Origin of the sequence: Neolewinella xylanilytica (assembly GCF_002934605.1) — a bacterium.
Taxonomy (GTDB): Bacteria; Bacteroidota; Bacteroidia; order Chitinophagales; family Saprospiraceae; genus Neolewinella; species Neolewinella xylanilytica.
Genome location: NZ_PTJC01000006.1, coordinates 243,176 through 261,922, shown reverse-complemented (window position 1 = coordinate 261,922; position 18,747 = coordinate 243,176). Strand labels below are relative to the sequence as shown.

General features: G+C 60.1%; 15 protein-coding genes and 1 pseudogene. 10 read left to right on the top strand and 6 right to left on the bottom strand.

Going from position 1 to position 18,747, the window contains the following annotated elements:
* Window positions 1-21 precede the first annotated feature (21 nt).
* From CLV84_RS10380 to CLV84_RS10370, 3 genes are all read left to right on the top strand, one after another.
* Window positions 22-1,155: an efflux RND transporter periplasmic adaptor subunit gene (locus tag CLV84_RS10380; protein WP_104419727.1), complete on the top strand. Its 1,134-nt coding sequence runs from the start codon at window positions 22-24 to the stop codon at window positions 1,153-1,155.
* 25 nt (window positions 1,156-1,180) lie between these two features.
* Window positions 1,181-4,336, top strand: coding sequence for an efflux RND transporter permease subunit (locus CLV84_RS10375; RefSeq protein WP_104419726.1), 3,156 nt, complete (start codon window positions 1,181-1,183; stop codon window positions 4,334-4,336).
* A 61-nt stretch (window positions 4,337-4,397) separates the two neighbouring features.
* Window positions 4,398-4,895, top strand: a complete 498-nt coding sequence (locus tag CLV84_RS10370; RefSeq protein ID WP_104419725.1) for a GbsR/MarR family transcriptional regulator — start codon at window positions 4,398-4,400, stop codon at window positions 4,893-4,895.
* Here CLV84_RS10370 and CLV84_RS10365 read toward each other — a convergent pair.
* The gene (locus CLV84_RS10365) at window positions 4,892-6,340 is read right to left on the bottom strand and encodes an MATE family efflux transporter (RefSeq protein ID WP_104419724.1); all 1,449 of its coding nucleotides are present in this window, start codon (window positions 6,338-6,340) and stop codon (window positions 4,892-4,894) included. The genes CLV84_RS10370 and CLV84_RS10365 overlap by 4 nt on opposite strands.
* Before the next feature lie 394 nt (window positions 6,341-6,734).
* On the opposite strand from CLV84_RS10365, the gene aroQ reads away from it, so the two are divergent.
* The 4 genes and pseudogenes from aroQ to CLV84_RS22310 all read left to right on the top strand — a co-directional run.
* A complete protein-coding gene (gene aroQ / locus CLV84_RS10360) occupies window positions 6,735-7,145 on the top strand; it encodes a type II 3-dehydroquinate dehydratase (protein ID WP_104421161.1) in 411 nt (136 codons plus the stop codon).
* 53 nt (window positions 7,146-7,198) lie between these two features.
* The gene (locus CLV84_RS10355) at window positions 7,199-7,966 is read left to right on the top strand and encodes a Bax inhibitor-1/YccA family protein (RefSeq protein WP_104419723.1); all 768 of its coding nucleotides are present in this window, start codon (window positions 7,199-7,201) and stop codon (window positions 7,964-7,966) included.
* A gap of 376 nt (window positions 7,967-8,342) precedes the next feature.
* On the top strand, window positions 8,343-8,711 hold the full coding sequence (locus tag CLV84_RS10350; protein WP_104419722.1) for a four helix bundle protein: 369 nt from the start codon (window positions 8,343-8,345) through the stop codon (window positions 8,709-8,711).
* A gap of 257 nt (window positions 8,712-8,968) precedes the next feature.
* Window positions 8,969-9,070: pseudogene (locus tag CLV84_RS22310) on the top strand (four helix bundle protein); the annotation flags it as partial.
* A 263-nt stretch (window positions 9,071-9,333) separates the two neighbouring features.
* On the opposite strand, the gene CLV84_RS10340 reads toward CLV84_RS22310, so the two are convergent.
* From CLV84_RS10340 to CLV84_RS10330, 3 genes are read right to left on the bottom strand one after another with little or no spacing between them, the layout of a single operon-like run.
* A complete protein-coding gene (locus CLV84_RS10340) occupies window positions 9,334-10,386 on the bottom strand; it encodes a M20/M25/M40 family metallo-hydrolase (protein WP_104419720.1) in 1,053 nt (350 codons plus the stop codon).
* 25 nt (window positions 10,387-10,411) lie between these two features.
* Window positions 10,412-11,785, bottom strand: a complete 1,374-nt coding sequence (locus tag CLV84_RS10335) for a sodium:solute symporter family protein (RefSeq protein WP_170067660.1) — start codon at window positions 11,783-11,785, stop codon at window positions 10,412-10,414.
* 51 nt (window positions 11,786-11,836) lie between these two features.
* A complete protein-coding gene (locus CLV84_RS10330; protein WP_104419718.1) occupies window positions 11,837-12,886 on the bottom strand; it encodes a hypothetical protein in 1,050 nt (349 codons plus the stop codon).
* Between the two features lie 243 nt (window positions 12,887-13,129).
* Here CLV84_RS10330 and CLV84_RS10325 point away from each other — a divergent pair, with 243 nt between their 5' ends.
* Window positions 13,130-13,372, top strand: coding sequence for a hypothetical protein (locus tag CLV84_RS10325; RefSeq protein ID WP_104419717.1), 243 nt, complete (start codon window positions 13,130-13,132; stop codon window positions 13,370-13,372).
* Here CLV84_RS10325 and CLV84_RS10320 read toward each other — a convergent pair.
* The gene (locus CLV84_RS10320; RefSeq protein ID WP_104419716.1) at window positions 13,369-15,045 is read right to left on the bottom strand and encodes a DUF885 domain-containing protein; all 1,677 of its coding nucleotides are present in this window, start codon (window positions 15,043-15,045) and stop codon (window positions 13,369-13,371) included. The two genes, CLV84_RS10325 and CLV84_RS10320, sit on opposite strands and share 4 nt — an antisense overlap.
* 95 nt (window positions 15,046-15,140) lie before the next feature.
* Between CLV84_RS10320 and CLV84_RS10315 the strand changes: the two genes are divergently transcribed.
* Window positions 15,141-15,887: a 3-keto-disaccharide hydrolase gene (locus CLV84_RS10315; RefSeq protein ID WP_104419715.1), complete on the top strand. Its 747-nt coding sequence runs from the start codon at window positions 15,141-15,143 to the stop codon at window positions 15,885-15,887.
* Between the two features lie 144 nt (window positions 15,888-16,031).
* Here the strand turns inward: CLV84_RS10315 and CLV84_RS10310 are convergent, their stop codons facing one another.
* Entirely contained in the window at window positions 16,032-17,480 is a 1,449-nt protein-coding gene (locus tag CLV84_RS10310; RefSeq protein WP_211295285.1) for a TolB family protein, read from the bottom strand.
* Window positions 17,481-17,611: 131 nt separating this feature from the next.
* Here CLV84_RS10310 and CLV84_RS10305 point away from each other — a divergent pair, with 131 nt between their 5' ends.
* Entirely contained in the window at window positions 17,612-18,742 is a 1,131-nt protein-coding gene (locus CLV84_RS10305) for a cupin domain-containing protein (RefSeq protein WP_104419713.1), read from the top strand.
* Window positions 18,743-18,747: the final 5 nt, after the last annotated feature.

Here is an 18,747-nt window from a genome sequence, read left to right as displayed (position 1 = left end):
TCCACCCCGAACCGCCTTACGATGAGAACTTCTCTGTATTTCAGCCTCCTGCTCCTCCTCGCCGCCTGTGGCGGCACCACGGAAGAAGTTGCCGTCGATCCCCCCGTCCGGGCCATACGGGCCGACCGTGTCACGATCAGCGACGGCACCAGCGTCCAGACCTTCAACGGTGTAGCGGAAGCCGCCGGTCGCACACCCCTCTCCTTCCGCGTGGCGGGAACCCTGCGCTCGCTGCCGGTGAACCTCGGCCAACGCGTGAACCGCGGCCAACTGATCGCCACCCTCGACCCCGCTGACCTCCAGGTGCAACAATCCCTGGCAGCCGCCCAGCGGCAGGCCAGTCAGGCCCAGGTGGAGAGTGCCGAAACCCAACTCATCGCCGCCCGGGCCGCCTATGACCGCACCTCCCGCCTCTACGAAAACAACAGCGTTTCCCTGAGTCAATTTGAGCAGGTCCGCAGTGAGTTCCAGAGCGCCCAGGCGCAGGTGGAGGCCGCCCGGAGCCAACTCGAAGCCAGCGGGGCCCAGGCACGGGCCGCCGGTAACCAGGTTGCCTACACCCGCCTGACCGCCCCCTTCTCCGGTGTCATTACCGAGAAGCACGTGGAAGAAAACGAGTACGCCGGCTCCGGCAAGGCCATCGTCACCCTCAGCACCGAGGAAAATCCCGAAGTGGAGGTGAACGTACCCGAAGATTTCGTCGGCCGGCTTTCCTCCGGCCAGCGCGTGGAGGTAACCTTCTCTTCCATTCCGGGCCGGACTTTTCCCGGTACCATTTCCGAGGTGGCCTACGCCGCCGCGGGGTCGCCCAGCTATCCGGTGACGGTATCCGTTAGCGACCAGACCGAGGCCATCCGGCCGGGCATGGCCGCCACCGTTCGCTTCCACCTGGGGGAAAGCACCGGCCCGCGCGACAGCCTGATCGTGGCCCCAATCGCCTCGGTTTCCGAGGGCCCCGACGGCCGCTTCGTCTTCCGGCTCGAGCCCGGCGCGCGCGACGACCAATACGTAGCCCGCCGCGTACCCGTGGATATCGGTGACTACACCACCGCCGGCTTCGTAATTCGGGAGGGGCTGCGCCCCGGCGACCTGGTCGCTACCGCCGGACTCAACCAGCTTATCGACGGCATGCCGGTCCGTCTCCTGACCCAGTAATCCCTTCCCGACCAACTCCTTACAGATGAATATCTCCAAACTCGCCATCGAAAACAACCGGGTCACCATACTGGTGGTCCTGATGGTGGCCGTCCTCGGTCTGACGGGCTACAACAACCTCAGCCGCAACGCCATGCCCCCGTTCACTATCCGGGTGGCCACGGTCGTCTCCTCCTTTCCCGGCGCCAGCCCCGAGCGCATCGAGGAACTCATCACCGAACGCATCGAGCGGGTCGCCCAGGAGTTGCCCGAGGTGAAAGAAATTACCAGCGAAAGCCGAACCGGGCTGAGTATCGTCAGCGTGGAACTCGACCCAAGTATCCGGGCGGAGAATATGCAGCCTGTCTGGGACCGCTTACGGCGCAAGATCGACATCCTGCGTCCGGACCTTCCCGACGGCCTGCGTAGCATCCAGGTGAAAGACGACGATATCGGCGTGGAGTACGGAATCCAGGTGGGGCTATCCGGCCCCGGGTATGCACTCAGTGAACTGGAAGACGCCGCCGAAAATATCCGCGACAACCTGGTCACCCTCCCCGATGCCGCGGAGGTGGAAATCACCGGCATGCGGCAGGAGCAAATCTTCGTGGAGTTTGATAACGCCCGCCTGGCCCGCTACGGGCTCTCCGCCAACCAGCTGCAGCAGACGATCTCCGCTACGAACATCGTCTTCGCCGGCGGCGACGTCACCCTCGGCGACCAGCGCATCGTCTTGGAGCCCAGCGGTAACTTCGAGAGCCTGGATGACCTGGCTAACACTGTAGTCAGCCTGGGCAACGACCAGACGGCCAAGCTCGGCGAGATCGCCCGTATCAGCCGCGGTTACGCTTCCCCCGCAGAGCGGCTCGTGCGGCTTAGCGGCGAACAGGGACTGGTAGTCGCCGTAGCCGTCCGCGAAGGCGCTAACCTCGTCGAATTGGGCGAGGATATCGACCGCCGCCTGGAAGTGTTCAACCAGACCCTGCCGGTCGGTATGGAGGCCCGGCGAATCGCCAGCCAGGACACCTTCGTCCAGGCCAGCGTCACCAATTTCGTTTCCAACGTGGTGCAGTCGGTGGCGATCGTACTGGCCGTCATGTTCCTCTTCCTGGGTTGGCGCACCGGACTGGTGGTAGCCAGCCTCATCCCGCTGGCGATCGTCATGACGCTCATGCTCATGAATATTTTCGACGTCGGCCTTAATAAGGTGACGTTGGCCGCCCTCATCATGGCCCTGGGCATGTTGGTGGATAATGCCATCGTGATCTCTGAGTCCATGATGGTGGGTATGGAAGACGGCCTCTCCCCCAAAAAGGCCGCCTACCAGGCCACCTCGGAGCTCGCCACCCCCCTGCTGATCTCCTCGCTGACCACCTCGGCGGCCTTCCTGGCCTTCTTCCTGGCCGAGAATACCATGGGCGAGATCATGGGTAACCTCTTCATCGTGATCTCCTTCGCGCTGTTGAGCAGCTGGATCCTTGCCATGACGGTGGTGACCATGCTCGGCGTGGCCCTTATTCGCGTTAAGCAGCGGGGCGCAGGTGTAGCGGACGATCCGGAATCAGCAACCGTCCCCGAAGCCGAAGCCACTCCTCCCAAGCGCAACATCTTCGAGCGGCTCAACGAGCAGTACGGAGGCATGATCTACTGGTCGCTGAAACATCCCTGGATGGTACTGACTTCCGTGATCGTGTTGTTCTTCTGTAGCCTGTCCCTCTTCGGGCGGCTGCCGTTCATCTTCTTCCCCGATAGCGACCGGAACCTCATCACCATGAACATCGAGCTGCCCCAGGGCACCGATATTCAGCGCACCACCGAGGTGGTCGAGGGCATGGAAGCCTACATCAATACCGAATTACTGACGGACGACCCCGAGGCCAACGGTATCGCCAGCTATACCAGCTTCGTAGGCGAAGGGCCCAAGAGCTACGACCTCGGCTACCAGCCCGGTGAGGCCAACAGCGGCTACGCCCACGTGCTTCTTAATACCACCCGCTTCGAGGCCAATAACCTGATGATCGAGCGACTGGAGCAATACGGCAGGGAAAATTTCCCGGACGCCGACATCAGCGTCAGTCCACTATCCGGGGGTGGCGGTGCCGCCGCTGACGTAGAGATCCGCATCACCGGACCCAGCGCCGACGAGCTCTTCCGCATCAGCGACAACGTCAAGGCGGAGCTCTACCAAATCCCCATCGCGACCAATATCACCGACAACTGGGGGCCGAAGAGCAAGAAGGTCGTCGTCAACATCGATCCCGATAAGGCCAGCGCCGCCGGGGTGACCAACCAGGACATCGCCGTATCCCTACGTACCAACGTAAGCGGCTATACCGCCGGCAGCTACCGCGAGGGCGACGAATCCATCCCGATCGTCATGCGTGGCCGCGGAGCCGAAGAGTACCGGGTCGATGACCTGCAGGGCCTGAACGTCTTCGCCCAGGGCAGCGGTGCCAACGTGCCGCTACCCCAGGTGGCCGACGTATCGGTCGACTGGCAGTACGCCAAGATCAACCACCGCGACCTCATGCGCACCCTCGCCGTACGGGCGGACGCCGTGGTAGGCTACACCGCCACCGACGTTACCCAGCGGCTCATTCCCCGCCTCGATTCGCTGGCCGCCGACTGGCCCGTCGGTTATGACTACTCCCTCGGCGGCGAGTCGGAGCGGAGCCGCGAAGCCATGGGCGCCGTTGCCGCGAAATTACCGCTGGCCGGATTCATCATCATCGTGCTACTGATGCTACAATTCAATAGTTTCCGCAAAACGGGTATCGTACTGGCCACCATTCCGCTCGGCATTATCGGGGTCATCCTGGGACTGCTACTGTTCCAGAGCTACTTCGGCTTCATGGGCTTCCTGGGGGTCATCTCGCTGTCCGGCATCCTGATCAACAACGCGATTGTGCTCATCGACCGCATTGAAATCGAGGAGAAGGCCGGCAAGACGGAATTCCGGGCCATCGTTGACGCCTGCCAGCAGCGCTTCCGGCCGATCCTGCTGACCACCTTCACCACCGCGCTCGGCCTTATCCCGCTCTACCTCGGAGGTGGCTTGATCTGGGAGCCCATGGCCATTGCCATCATGGTGGGGCTGCTGTTCGGAACGGTCATCACGCTGATCTTCGTTCCGATTACCTATAAGCTGCTGTTCGGCATCCGGGAAAAACAAGCCCCCGCGGAAGACCCAACCTACGTGTAACCACCCGCCCTTGCCCACGGCTCCGGCGTATCTTTAACCGCGTTCCCCCACCCCAACCATCATGCCCCCATCCGCTTCCCAGGCCACTACGAATCCAAACATTCCCGACATCAAACGCCGGGTGGAGGAGATCGGCGTCTTTTTCGAACAAACTTCCCTGACGCCCACCGAAGCCAGGGTATTCGCCCTGTTGCTGCTCGCCGATCCACCGGAAATGGAATTTTTCGCCATCCAGGAGTTTCTCCAGGCCAGTAAGAGCTCCATCAGCAATGCCCTGCGCCGACTGATGGACGACGGCCGCGTCGACTACATTACCAAACCCGGCGATCGCAAGCGGTATTTCCGGGTATCGGGGGAAAAGTGGCTGGGGCAAATGCGGGAGGGACTCGCCAAGCTGGGACCGTTCATCAATACCCTCAGTAAGGTGATCGACCTGCGCGAGGGCACGGGAAGCGCCGAATTCAATCGGGAGCTCGAGCACATCAAGGAATACTTCCTCTTCCTGAAACAGGAGCTTCCCCTCCTGCAGCAAAAATGGGACGAGCGGCGCAAAGCCTAAGGGCGGTACCCCTCCCGATCCCGCAGCAGTAAGGTGAGTTCGGAGGGGTTCAACAAGCCCAGTAGGGGCAGTAAGGCCGCCCCCAGTACTAGGGACAACCCGAGTTGCCATACCCAGCCGTCCCCCAAACTGGCCACGGTCACCACGACTACGGGTAATAGTCCCGCCAGAATACCGAGCCGTACCCAGCGCACCGAATCGCCGGCCATCTCCAGCCAACGGTGCGCCAACCCCGCCTGAAGTACCGCGATAAAGCTTTGCGTAAGCAGTGTCATCGCCGCGGCACCCGGTGCCCCGTAGCGGGGAATGGCCCAGTAGTTGCCTGCCACGTTCACCATGATTCCGGCTACGAATACATAATTCATCCGACCGATATAGCCGGTCCCGGCGAGTAGGGCACCGTAGACGTAACTGAGGCACTGGGCGGTGAAGGTGAGCGAAAGAAAGAAAAGGATGGAGGCGGTACGCGGCTCGGCAAAATCGTACAGCAGTTGAACCACCGGCGCAGCGTAGGCCGCGAGGGCAATGCTCACCACGGCCGCGCCACCGACCAGCAGTTGGGTACTCAGCCGCAGTAAATCCGTGAGCCGTTCGCCGCGGGCGTGGAGGCGGGCGTACATCGGCAGCAGCAGTCCGGCGGTCAGCCACCCTACCGTATTTAGCGCGTCCAGCAGGCGGTAGCCGGCCGCGTAGTGGCCCGCGGCTTCAGCTCCGTCCCGGAGTAGCCGCTCGATCATCACCGCGTCCGTGCGGGTGTAGGCGGCCTGTAACAGGATAGCCAAAGCGAAGGGGGCGCCGCCGCGCAGGAGGAGCAGCAATTTCTCTCTACGAAAGCGCGGCCGAAGACCTACCAGCTTATCCCGCAGGACCCAAGTGATGGTCGTTGCCGTTACCAGCCAACACAGCACCTGCGTCCCCGCAAAAACTTCAATGTTTAGCAGGTCCGGACGGTAGCCGAGCAACCCACCAATCAGCGCGATCATCAATAGCTTGTCCAGGATACTGAAGGTGCTGTCGAGGGCGTACTTCCCCAGGCCGGCCAGGTTGGAACGTAAATAAATGACAAGGCTATTTAAGAACTGCCCCGCCCCGACGAGGAGCAACAGGCCGATCTGACCGCTGCCGTAACCCAAAATGAAACCCGCTAAGAGCACGGCCGCGAAGTAGAGCCCGCCGAGAATCAGCTTGAGCCCGAGAAAATAGGGGAAGTACTTCGTGAGCAACTGTCGGTGTCCACTGATCGTGCGACTGCTGTAATGCTGTAGTCCGAAGTCGGCGACCACCTGGAGGATGAGCCCGATACCGAGGAAGGAAAAATACAAGCCGTAATCCCCTTCCGGTAGGACGTTCTGCACGGTTCGTTCGATCACGAAGAGGTAGACTCCCTTTACCGTCAGGTTGAGGACCAGCACTAGGACGGCGTTGCGGAAGAAGGCGGATAGCATTTAGTCGGATAGTCTTTTAGTTCGTTAGTCTTTTAGTCTTTTAGTCTTTTAGTCTTTTAGTCGGCTGGCTTCGCCATCCGGGGTAGTACGGTAGTCTTTAGTCGGCTGGCTTCGCCATCCGGGTAGTCGGGTAGTCTTTTCGTTGGGCTCTGGGAACGTGCTGGGAACGGTGATGGGTAGCCGGGGGATTTTTTGGTTTGGAGCGAAAGCATAGCTGAGATTTCAACGGATTACCGTAGTAGGCGACGTCGTGGCCGGTTAGGCAACAGGCGGATCGGGTAGCTTTTGGCGGTGGAGGAAAATTTTTACCTTGCTCGTCTTCGCTAACCGGCCGGGGCGCGGCGGACAAGTTACTTCCGTACCCGGTGCTACCGTACTCATCTTGCTGCGCGTCATGATCATCAACGGCCCCAACCTGAACCTCCTCGGCAGGCGGCAACCGGAAATTTACGGGGAAGATACTTTCGAGGACTTCATGCTGCACCTCAAAGGGAAGTTCGTCGACTCCGATATCGAGCTGGAGTACTTCCAGAGCAACCACGAGGGGGAGTTGCTCGACAAGCTGCACGAGATCGGTTACGACTACGACGGAATCGTGCTGAACGCCGGCGCCTATACCCATACCAGCGTGGCGCTCGCCGATGCCATCGCGGCCATCGAAACGCCGGTGATCGAGGTCCACATCAGCAACGTCCACAAACGCGAGGCTTTCCGCCACCACAGTTACCTATCTCCACATTGTGAGGGGGTGATTGTGGGGTTCGGTCTGCGGGGGTACGAGCTGGCGGTACAGTATTTCGTTTAAACCGCAACGACATTTCGTTTCAGGCGTTTTATTTACCAACCAATCTTTATTACATGTCCTTATCCGATCGCTTCAGACAATCCAGCAACCCCCTCCTCAGTGAGGAACGGCTGGCCAAAGCGTCTTCGCAACCCCTGGACGGAGGCGTCATTCAACGTTCCGGCAGTGAAGTCATGACCGTCGACGGAGCCGTCAATAAGACCTTCCTCCTCGGCGCCCTGTTGCTGGTTACCGCCGTTTACTCGTTCTTCTTCCCCAGCCAACTGTTCATGTGGGGCGGCGCCCTGGGTGGATTGGCGATCGTGCTGGTGATGTCTTTCAAACCACAGATGTCCGGAACCCTGGCACCGATCTACTCGCTGCTGGAGGGGCTCTTCGTGGGCTCGGTTACCGCGATTTACGCGGCGGGATTCGGTACCGGGCTGGTGTTTAACGCAATTCTCGGCACCATTTCGGTGCTGTTTATGATGCTCTTTATCTATAAGGCCGGCATCATCACCGTCAATCAGAAGTTTCGCTCGGGCATGATGATGGCCCTCGGTGCGGTGTTCCTGGTCTATATGATCAACATCGTGCTCGGCTTCTTCGGCATGAGCATTCCCTTCCTGCATCAGGGCGGACCCATCGGGATCGGCATCAGCGTCGTGATCATCGGTATCGCCAGCCTCATGTTGCTCCTCGACTTCGATAGTATCGAGCGCGGCGCGGAGATGCGGGCACCGAAGTACATGGAGTGGTTCACGGCCGTCGGCCTGATCGTTACCCTCGTATGGTTGTATCTGGAAATTCTTCGCCTCTTGGCCGTCCTGAACCGGGACTAGTAACTAGTCTCCGGAACCTAATAATCTAAAAGCAGCAGGGGAAAACGGACGTGTCCGTTTTCCCCTGCTTGCATGTACAGCCTAGTTGAGAACTAGTGAGTATAAAGTGAGGCTGCTGTTATTCCATCATCAAAACTAATGGGGTAACGGTGGGGGGTTGGGGTTCGCTGCCTGGGGGTGGAAAATTTTTCTGCAAGCAGAAAAATTTGGGGGGGTAGGGGGTAGTAGGTAGGGGGTAGTAGGTAGGGGGTAGGAAATAGGGGGTAGGGGGGTAGTTAGGGGGCATAAGCGTTTGTAGACGTCTTTATTCGAATATAAATGAGTAAAAACGGGTATTCTGGTGAAAGGGGCAGATCATTGTCGCAAAACCACTGCTATGAGCTTACCACACTTTACTACCTGGCTGGCCTTCATTAAGGGGCGCCGTCTGGCTGCTTCGGTGTACCGGATGTCGGCAACCTTTCCACGCGAAGAAAAATATTCGCTTACGGACCAGATTCGGCGATCGTCGCGATCCGTGTGTGCAAATCTTGCGGAAAGCTTCGCTAAACGACGGTATCCGAAGCACTTCATCGCCAAATTAACCGACGCAGCAGGCGAGAATTACGAGACCATGGCTTGGCTGGCCTTTGCCCTGGACCATGGGTACATCCGTCAGGCGGATTTCGAGCAGTACGTGACGGCATGCTCCGAAGTAGGCAAACTGCTCAGCTATATGCAAAATCATCCCGATAAATTTCGGTGACTGCAGGTGGAATAGTTCAGGCAATCCACAAATTCCTGATGCGTGAAAGTGGTAGTGGCCACTGCCCGGCAAGTCGAAAACGTCGGCAGGCATGCGAGGAGGTAGGGTGATAGCTAGTTTACCCACAACGCTACCCAGAATTTCTCCCGGCTTTGTGGAAAAGCTACTGCAATAAATACTTCCCCCTTCACTACCTGGCTGGCCTTCGAGAAAAGAAGAAAACTAGCCTCGTCCAGCTATCGACTTACCAGGACGTTTTCCCCGATGAGAAACGCTGGTTAACGGATCAGATAGGTCGGTCGTCAAAGTCCGTTTGTGCTAGCCTAGCCGAAGCTTATGCGACGCGAAGGTATCCTGGAGTGGTTTACCGCTAGGCTTACCGATTCGGCGGGAAAAAATACAAAACCGAAGGCTGGCAACTGGTCGCTTTGCCCCACCAATACATCCCCATGGCATACCATGCCGGCTACCAACAGGCTTGGGAGCTGGTCGGGCGACGGTCAAGGTATTGGTGGCACTACCTAGATGAAACTACCCCCCGTGTGGCATAAAGGAAGCGCGAATAACTACGCGACACCCTACGACCTAAGCCCTGTGCTCAATGATCCATGACCCGAACCACTCAGCAGTTCCGAAGCACCGCCAAGTACCCTTCCACGCCCGCCCCAACCTCCTCCACCCAGATAAACTCGTCCGCCGAATGGCTACGGGCGCTATTTCCCGGACCGAGCTTCAGGGTCGGGAAGGGCATCAGGGCTTGGTCGCTCAGGGTCGGGGAACCATATAACTTGGCGTTCGGAAGGGCCCGACGGGCGGCCGCGATCAGAAAGTGATCCTCGGCAATACCGCTCGATTGCAGGCGCAGGCTCCGCGGCTTTAATTCCGCGTGGCGGCAGACCAACTGTAATTCCGCCACCGCCTCCTCGTTGGTGTAGGCTTCGTTGACCCGTAGATCCACCACGAAGGTGCAACGATCGGGTACGACGTTATGCTGGGTACCCGACTGAATGACGGTCACCGCGGCGCCGGTAGGCCCCAATCGCTCGCTGGACCGGGCAAAGGCGTGGTCGCGGATGGCGGCAATATCGTCGAGCGCCAGGTAAAGCGCATTCACCCCTTCCTTCCGGGCGGCGTGGCCGCTTTCCCCGCGGGTCTCCCCGTCGATGACGACCAGTCCGCGCTCGGCAACGGCCAGGTCCATCAGGGTAGGCTCGCCGACGATGCCGCAGTCGATCTTCGGTAGGAGTGGCAATAGAGCCGCAATGCCGTTCGGACCGCTTATCTCTTCCTCCGCGGTGGCGGCAACTACCAGGTTGACGGCTAAATCCGGATCGTTTTCCAGCGTAAGGAAGGCGGTGATCAGACTCACCAGCGCCCCACCGGCATCGTTGCTGCCCAGCCCGTAGAGCTTACCGTCCTCGATGTCCGCCCGGTGGGGATCGCGGGTATACCCGGCGGCGGGCTTCACGGTGTCGTGGTGGCTGTTGAGTAAGACGGTCGGGCGCCCGTCCTGCCAGTTCCGGCTTTTGGCCCATACGTTGTGCAGGTGGCGTTGGGGCTCGACTCCCCCGTTTTGCAGCCAAAGGGCAATGGCATCCGCCGTACCGCTCTCCTCCCGACTCAGGGACGGGATGCTAATGAGTTGTTTCAACAGTTCGATCGCGGAGTCGGCCATAGGCAAGGGGTGGTGTGGTGCAAAGCTACGCAGTACGACCCAGGAAGCTCCCCGCCCCCATACCGGCAAAACTGGCGAGGGTACCGTAGATCGTAGGGTCGATAACGGTATCGAAACGATCCGTCATAAACCAGGTGACGGCTCCAAGTCCAATAGCGGCCCACGCCCCGTTCGTGGTGGCGCCCTTCCAGTGCAGGCCCAGGGTGAGCGGGGCCAGCAGACACACCATCAGCAAGACCGCCGAATCCACCACCAGGCCGTGAATGTGGCTGTCGTTGAGGGCGAAAAGGCAGGCAACGGCCGCTACCCCGACCACGCTCATGCGCGTCCACCACAGCAGCTGCCGGTCGGTAATGCCTTTCCAACGGGGCCGGATCAGGTTCTCGCCGATCACCGTAGCCGGGGATAGCATCGCCCCGCTCGAGGTACTGAGGATGGCGGAGATCAGCGCACCGAAAAAGAGGATTCGTACCGGAAGGGAGGTATAGCGACTTACCATGTTCGGAATCAGGCTCTGCCCATCCCCCGCCGCCACCAGTTCCGGCTGCAGCTCCACGGCGGCCAGCCCGATTACCAGCGGCAGGCAACCGATCAGGAAAAGGAGTACACCAGCCAGCACGACGCCGCCGCGCCCCTGCTCCGCCGACCGGGCCGAAAATAAACGTTGGTAAATCTCCTGCGACGGGATCGCCCCCAGCCCGAAGGCCATCCACATCGCCAGATAATCGCTCCAGGCTGCCAGGTTCGGCGCGGGGAGGAGAGCGTAAAAGCCCGCCGGCCGGTCGGTCACCAGGGCCAATATGCCATCGGTTTCGCCCACTACCTCCACCAGCACCCAACCCAGGCCCGCCACGATCAGTACGCTCTGGAGGAGATCGGTGAGCGTCACCGCCCACATACCGCCGATGAAGGTATAGATCACCACCACGGTAGCTCCCAGCAGAATTCCTTCCGGGACGCTCGTGCCCAGTACCACGCCGAAGAGGTAGGCCAGCGCCACGAACTGCGCGGCAATCCAGGGAAAGTAAGAAAGCACCTGGATCAAGCTGGTGGCGGTCTCCACCCGTTCCCCGAAGCGGATACGGAAAAAATCGCTCAGCGTGACGATCCCCATCGCATACAGCCGCCGCGCAAAGAAGCCCGCCACCAGCAGCAGGCACAACAGGGTACCGAACTGGTCGGTGATCGTGCCCATCACGCCCTCCTCCACGAAGTAGCCCGGCACCCCCATGATAAATTCCGGTCCGTACCACGTGGCGAAGATGGTGACTCCGACCAGGCCGGTCGAAAGCCTCCGGCCCGCCAGGGTGAAATCCTGACTGGAATGAATTCGGCGGGAAGCCCACGCGCCAATGCCCAGGGTAAATACCAGATACAACAGGATACACGTGGCGAGCAAACGGGGGGAGATTAGCCGTCCGAAGTTACACCACCGAAGTAAAGCCCGCGACTATAGCAGATAGCGGAATCCGAAATTGAGCCCGTACGTCCAGTTTTCCCCCGCGAAGTTGTACTGCACGTTCGGGCCGACTTCCAGGGCCAGATTCTCGCGGACGAAGCGCTGCATCCCCCCACCGAAGAAAAGATACTGCTGAGAAGTGGCGGGAACGTCGACTAAAATATCGGATCTCAGCGCCGAACGCCGGTGTCCTGCGCCGGCTTCCGCGAACCAAACACGGCGGCTTGGGGCGGTCAAATAGTAGCGGGCGGCCAGGGCAGCGTTAAAGGTGGTATAGGTAAGCGAAGTTCCATCGCCCGTTCCGCTCCGCAGCCGGGCGTAGTCGCCGCGGTACCCGATCTGGGCGCCGAGGGCCAGGCGATCGAGGACGAAGTAATGGCCACCCAGTTCTACGCCCAGCGCGCTATCGTCGTCCCGCAGCGTGAATCCGACGGATTCGGCACCGATCATTACTCGCCCTTTGCGGATGCCGGCCACCACTTCGTCGGTGGCATCGTCGGAGTTCATCAGCAGTTCGAGGCCGACGGACAGGGCGAGCACGTTTGGCCCTTCGTTGACGGTGTAGGCCACTTTCGGGGTGAGCAGGGCGCCACTTCCCAGAGGATAATGCAGGCCGGCGGTCAGGTCCAGGGTCTCGAAGTAGGTGTTTTCCTCACCGATTCTGGTGAGCGAGCTGCCTACCTGGCCGAACACCATCAGGCTCGGGGCATTGACGGCGTAGTACCGCACGCTTGGCCGCAATACGATCACGTTGTCGGCATCGGAGGAAAAGTCAATCAACCCCAGGGAACCAATACCCAACACCAGCCGGTCGCGTAGCGCATAGCCGTAATCGCCACCGAAAAACAGGCCCACCGACCCGGACTGACCGTCGTAAAGAAGTCCGGCGTTGTAGGCGGCCTGAGGTCGAGACACCGGCGCGTCGGCAAAGGCGGAAGGAAATGCGGAAGACAGCGAAAGTAGCTTGTCGCCGCGGGCAATCTGGGCGCCGAGCTGATTACAGCACAGGGCGAAGAGGAGGAAGTAGATGAATTTTTGCATGGGAATCGGGGGATTAGGTGTAAAAATGGCAGGCAAAAGATAGGGTGTACCCCACCACCCAAAATCTTAAATTAATGCGATTTGGCCTCTCCAGCCACGTAGTAGCCCCAGCCACGCCGAATATTTGCCGCGGCCGTCCACATCCCGGGAAGTTTATTGTTATTCGATTGACATTGCTCCCGCGCTCCGCCGCGATTAATCGCGTCAGCCCGGGGGTACTCCTTTCCCTTCAATACACCCACAATGAAGAAATTACTGTTTTCCTCCCTGTTTGCCATCGCTCTTTTCGCCTGCGGTGAGACCGCCGAAGCCGTAGAGGTACCCACCACCGTCCAAAGCGCCTTCAACGCTGCCTACCCCGGCGCCACCGACGTGGAGTGGGAAGAGGACGGCGACGCCTACGAAGTCGAGTTCATGCTCAACGGCGAGGAAATGGAAGCCGAATTCTCCGCCCTCGGCGAGGAAATGATGGTGGAGGAAGACTAATCCTCCGTTCGTTCCGCGACGTACCGCCGCACGATCCGTTCGAGCAGCGACATAGTTACCGATCCGTTGGCCAGCACGAGGTTATGGAATTCCGCCAGGTCGAATGTTTCGCCCAGCGCCGCTTCCGCCTCCTGCCTCAGCCGACGGATCGTTAATTCCCCCATTTTATAAGAGACCGCCTGCCCCGGCCAACCGATGTAGCGGTCGATCTCCGAGTTCACCTCCCGCATCGAGAGGGCCGTATTTTCGGCCATGAAGGTCACGGCCCGTTCGCGCGACCAGCCCATATAATGGATTCCCGGGTCTACCACCAACCGGCACGCCCGCCACATTTCGTAGGTCAGCCGGCCGAAATCCTCGTAGGCGGTCTCGTACATCCCCGCCTCCTTGCCCAGGTACTCGCAGTAGAGCGCCCACCCCTCCCCGAAGGCCGAGAGGTACAATCCTTTCCTGAAATTCGATTGCCCTTCCTGCTCCTCGGCCAGCATCATCTGGGTGTGGTGACCGGGTACCCCCTCGTGCAGCGCCAGGGCCGGCAAGGTGTAAAATGGCCGGCTCGGCAGGTCGTAGGTGTTGACCCAGAAGGCCCCCGCGCGGCGTGACCGGTAAGAGCCGGGGCTGTACCGGCCACCCGTATAATTGGGCGCTAGCGATGCCGGTACGGGACTGACCGTCAGCGGCATGCGCGGTAATTGCACGAAGTAATCCGGTAGTTTGCCCTCCATCCGCTTGGTGATCCAGGCGGCCCGTTCCAGCAGCTCGGCCGGCGATTGAGCGTAGAATTGGGCGTCGGTGCGCAGGAAGCGGAGAAACTCGGCAAACGATCCTTCGAATCCCGTTGATTCCATCACTTTTTCCATCTCCGACCGGATCCGTTCCACTTCCCGCATCCCGGTCTCGAATACTTCCTCCGGCGTCATTTCCTCCGTCGTGGTGAAGTAGCGGATCAGGTGGCGGTAGTAATCCTTGCCCCCTTCGATCGAGGAAATACCGGGTTCCCGGGGAAGCTGGGGTAAGTATTCCCGCTCGAGGTAATTGCGTAATTCCTGGTAGGCGGGCAACACCTCCTGCTGCAGGACAGCATTCACCGAATCCACCCCTGGGTTGTAGTCGGCCACGGGCTGCAGGAACAGCAACCGGCCGGTTTCCGGGTCGAGGGTGCGATCGATGAGGGCCAGTACGCGGTCGACCACCAGTCGGGGATTGGTGCGTTTGCCCGCCAACCCATCTTGCATCGCCGCCTGCTGGGCGCGGAAGTGAGCCGGGATGGCCCGTAGCTCCCGGAGGTAGCGGTCCAGTTCCCCTTCCGACCGGACGCGCCGATTGCCGAAGCGGTAAACGATGTCGGTGAGGAAGCCCCCCTCGGCGTTGAGCGGAAACTGGTAGGTGCCGAAACGCAGGCGGTAGATGCGGTCTTCCAGGACGAATTCGAGCAGCTCGCGGTCAATATTTAAGGAGTCAGCCGTTTCGGTAATGGCAGCCAGCCGGTGCTGGAAGGCCTGCATGGCTTCGAGCTCCTCTTCCACCTGGCCGGCCGCGCGGCTCCCCCAAAGGTTGGTGGTATCGTAGCGTTCGTAGGCTTGGTAGTCGGCAAGCAGTACCTGCAAGGCGCTTGAATCGGCTTGTCCAAAGGCTAGCAGGGGGAAAAGGAGGAGGAATAAAACGGAGCGCATCGGGAGGTATTGATCTCGAAAAGATACTACGCCCTTTTCCAAGCCGACTTCGCAGGTAGTTAGCTATCATTCGGATACTTCGTACTTTTCACATCATGTCGATCCACCGCTACGCCTTACTGCCCTACCTCGTACTCAGCTGTACGGCGCTTTCCGCTCAGGGAGAACCGTTGCTTTTCGATGCCACGTTCTCTGGTTGGCGAATACTGGTGGCCGATCGGGGGGAGGTCGACGTGGACGAGCAGGAGTACTTCGTTTGGGAAGATAGCCTGCTGCACGTTTACCCCACGGCCACGGCGGGTAGCCGCCAACCCTTCGCGGCACTGACCACTGACAGTAGCTACAGTGCCTACCGGCTGCACCTGGAGTACAAATGGGGAGAGAAACGATTCGCACCACGGGACGCTTCGGTGCGCGATGCCGGCGTACTATTCCACGTTTACGAAACGGATGTATTCTGGCCTTCGGGCCTGGAATGCCAGATCCAGGAGGGAGATACGAGGGACGCCTGGCTGATCGGTGCGCGCGCGACATCTCCGATCCATGGTGATGCCCGCAATTTCTCCCCCTCCGGTCAGCCGGAGGTCCGTACCGGCGAGCGATATACTAAGTTCGCCCGCAGTTTTAGCTGGGAGCAAGAGGGATGGAATAGCATTGACCTGGAAGTAAGCGGCGACAGCGCCAGTTTCTACGTCAACGGCCACCTGGTTAATGCCCTTTCACAGGCCCTACGACCCGGTACCGGTAGTGACTGGGCACCGCTAACGGAAGGTTTTATTTCCCTGCAGGCGGAAGGGGCGGAATTGTACTACCGCAACGTGCGGATTAGTCTCCTGGAATGACAGACCCCTTTCGACTTTGATTTCAAGTTGCTTCCGGTTGTATACTTCGGGCACCGATACCATGGTAACCAGTGGTGCCGCCCACAAACAACTATAACCGAACGTCTATATCCCGATCAACAATAACCTATCCTCGTAAGGAAACTACCGCCCCGTATTACTGACGAAGGCCACGTACTTCCCGTCCGGCGACCAGCTCGGTACGTTGATGGTGCCCTGGCCGCCGTAGATGTAGGCCAGTATCTTCGGTTCCCCGCCGGCCACGGGCATGGTGCGGAGGGTAACGTGCTTATAGAACGGATGCTGGGAGGATTCCACGTCCGTGCCGAAGCTTAGGAAGATGATGTCCCGGCCGTCCGGGGAAAGGTGGGGGAACCAGTCATTGTACTCGTGGTCCTCGGTCAGTCGGGTGGGATAACTACCGTCCGGCTCCACCCGCCAGAGCTGCATCATGCCGCTACGGTTGCTGTTGAAGTAGATGTAGCGGCCGTCGGCGCTGAATTCGGGACCGTCGTCGAGGCCGGGCGTGTCGGTCACGGCGGTTTCCTCGCCGGTATCGACGTCGGCTAGGTAGATGTCGTATTTGTCGTTGCGGCCGCCGGTAAAGACTACCTGCTTCGCGTCCGGGGAGAAGCCGTGGAGATAGGAATGACCGACGTTCGGCAGCGTGATCCGACGGGGGGCGTCGCTGCCTTCGACCGGCAGGACGAAGATGGTGCTCGCGCCGTCCTCCTCCGCTACGTGATGGCTGATGCCGAGTTGGCTGCCGTCGAAGCTGAGGACGTGGTCGTTGTTATTGCGGGTGGCGAAGCCGGTATTGAGCATATCGACGTAACCGTCCGACAAGCGGTACCGGTAGAGGAAGCCATTGGAATTGTAGAGGAGATACTTACCGTCCGCCGTCCAGTTGGGCGCCTGGAGGGAGTGGTCGCTGTTGAGGACTACGGTACGCAGGCCGGTCTCCACGTCCATGAGTTCCAGGCGGCTGCCGAGGTAATCCCGGTAGGGGACCAGCGTTTCGGGAGCGGGATGGGTGATCCGGACGTTACGGTATTGCACCTGCGCGCCGGCGCCCCCCTTTACCGTTAGTCCCGCGAACAGCTCGTTCCGCAGGGTATCTTGCCGCGTCCACTGCAGTTGGAGAGGTTCGCCGAAGCGGGCGGTGCGGAAGGAAAGGCTATCCCCGGTCCGGGCCAGTTCCACGACATGGGGCTCATCGGCTACGGCCTCGGTGGCGCTAACCATTCCTTCCACCTCAGGAGCCTGGAGCCCCAAGTGATCCCGTAGGGTCCAACCGGCTGAGCGGGACGCGGTCTCCTCCGGAAACGTTATCTCGGCCCGGAGGATAAAATCGCCCTGCAGCGTCGTCCACAGATAGCGCCGGGCACCATCATCCGTCGGTGCCGCGAGTCGGTATGTTTGCGTCACGGCATCGTACTGGGTGGTCCCACTCGCTCCCGAACCCGTTCCGAGGTCGACGGAACGATCAAATATACCGGTGGACGATTGAGCCGTAAGGGTTGCCATAAGCAAAGAGAAGAGGATGAAGGACAACGTTCTATAGCCGGAGATAGACGGAATGTGCGATGGCATGGGTAGAAATTAGTGAATTGACGCGGATAGCGGGGCGCTGACGCGCAAGGTAGTGGCCGGTGCGCGGGGCCGCTGTGGTATCTTACTGGCGGCGCCGACAAAAGGCGGCAAATGACGATCAAGCTACGCATATGTACCGGTACCTACTCCCTATTTTCTTCTTGCTGACCCTACCCGTGGTGGCCCAGCAAGCCAGTCCGAACGGCCGGTATTACGAAAATCTTCCGCACGGAAAGGTGCTACGGGACGTCGCGGGCGCCCGGGCCGTCTACCTGCCAGCGGGCCGGGATACCCTTCATTCGATTGTAATCCTGACCACCCCCGAACGGTTACTGGATTCGATTGGCGGGGTCTACCTACCCTGGATCCTGGACAACCTGATCGCGCAGGGTGCCATCCGCGCTACTGCTGCCGTGTTACGCTCCGACCCGGATACTTCGGACCGGAACCGCATCCTGGCGGAGATAAACCGCATGGGCGTTCCCGTGGCAGCCACGGCAAGGTGGGAGCCAGTACCGACCGCCAAAACGACCGCCGCTATGCTCGCCGCGCTCCTGGCCGGCGAGCAGCACCTGCCCGAACACGTGGACGGGGGATCGTATCCCTTCCCGGAGAATACGGAGGATGCCGTTTTATATGCCGGTCCGACGGCGCACTTCCCGGACCTCGTCATGGAACGGTGGGATCTGGCCATCGAAGCAGCCCCTACCCTGGTGAACAGCGCCGATCGGGAACAAATATTCATCCTGCGCGAAGGAAACGGTACCGTCGAAGTAGGAGACAGCAGCTGGTCGCTTACCCCGGAAAGTGTGCTCCTGCTTGCGGCCGGCGACTCGGCTATGGTGCGCTCGACCGGTGAAGCAGCCCTCGTCGCTTACCGCATGCACTACCCCAATTCCGGCCCGGTGGGCTCGGGAGCATCCTTCGTCGTACCGTACAAAACCTTGACCTTTCAGCCCCACGACCGCGGCGGACAGTGGAAATACTTCGAACGCTCCACCCCCACCTGCCCCTACTACGAGATGCACAAGACGCAATTGAATCCCGGCATCAAAAGCCACGAGCCCCACGTCCACGCAGCCGCCGAGATCGTCATCATGATCGAAGGAACCACGGAAATGGAGATCGGTGACCATCGGTATACCGGTCAGGCGGGGGATGTGTACTACCTGCCGTCCCAGGTGCCGCACGCGATCCGCAACACGGGGGAAAGCAGCGGTACCTACCTCGCCTTTCAGTGGGATAGCCAGTCAGGGCACTGATAAAA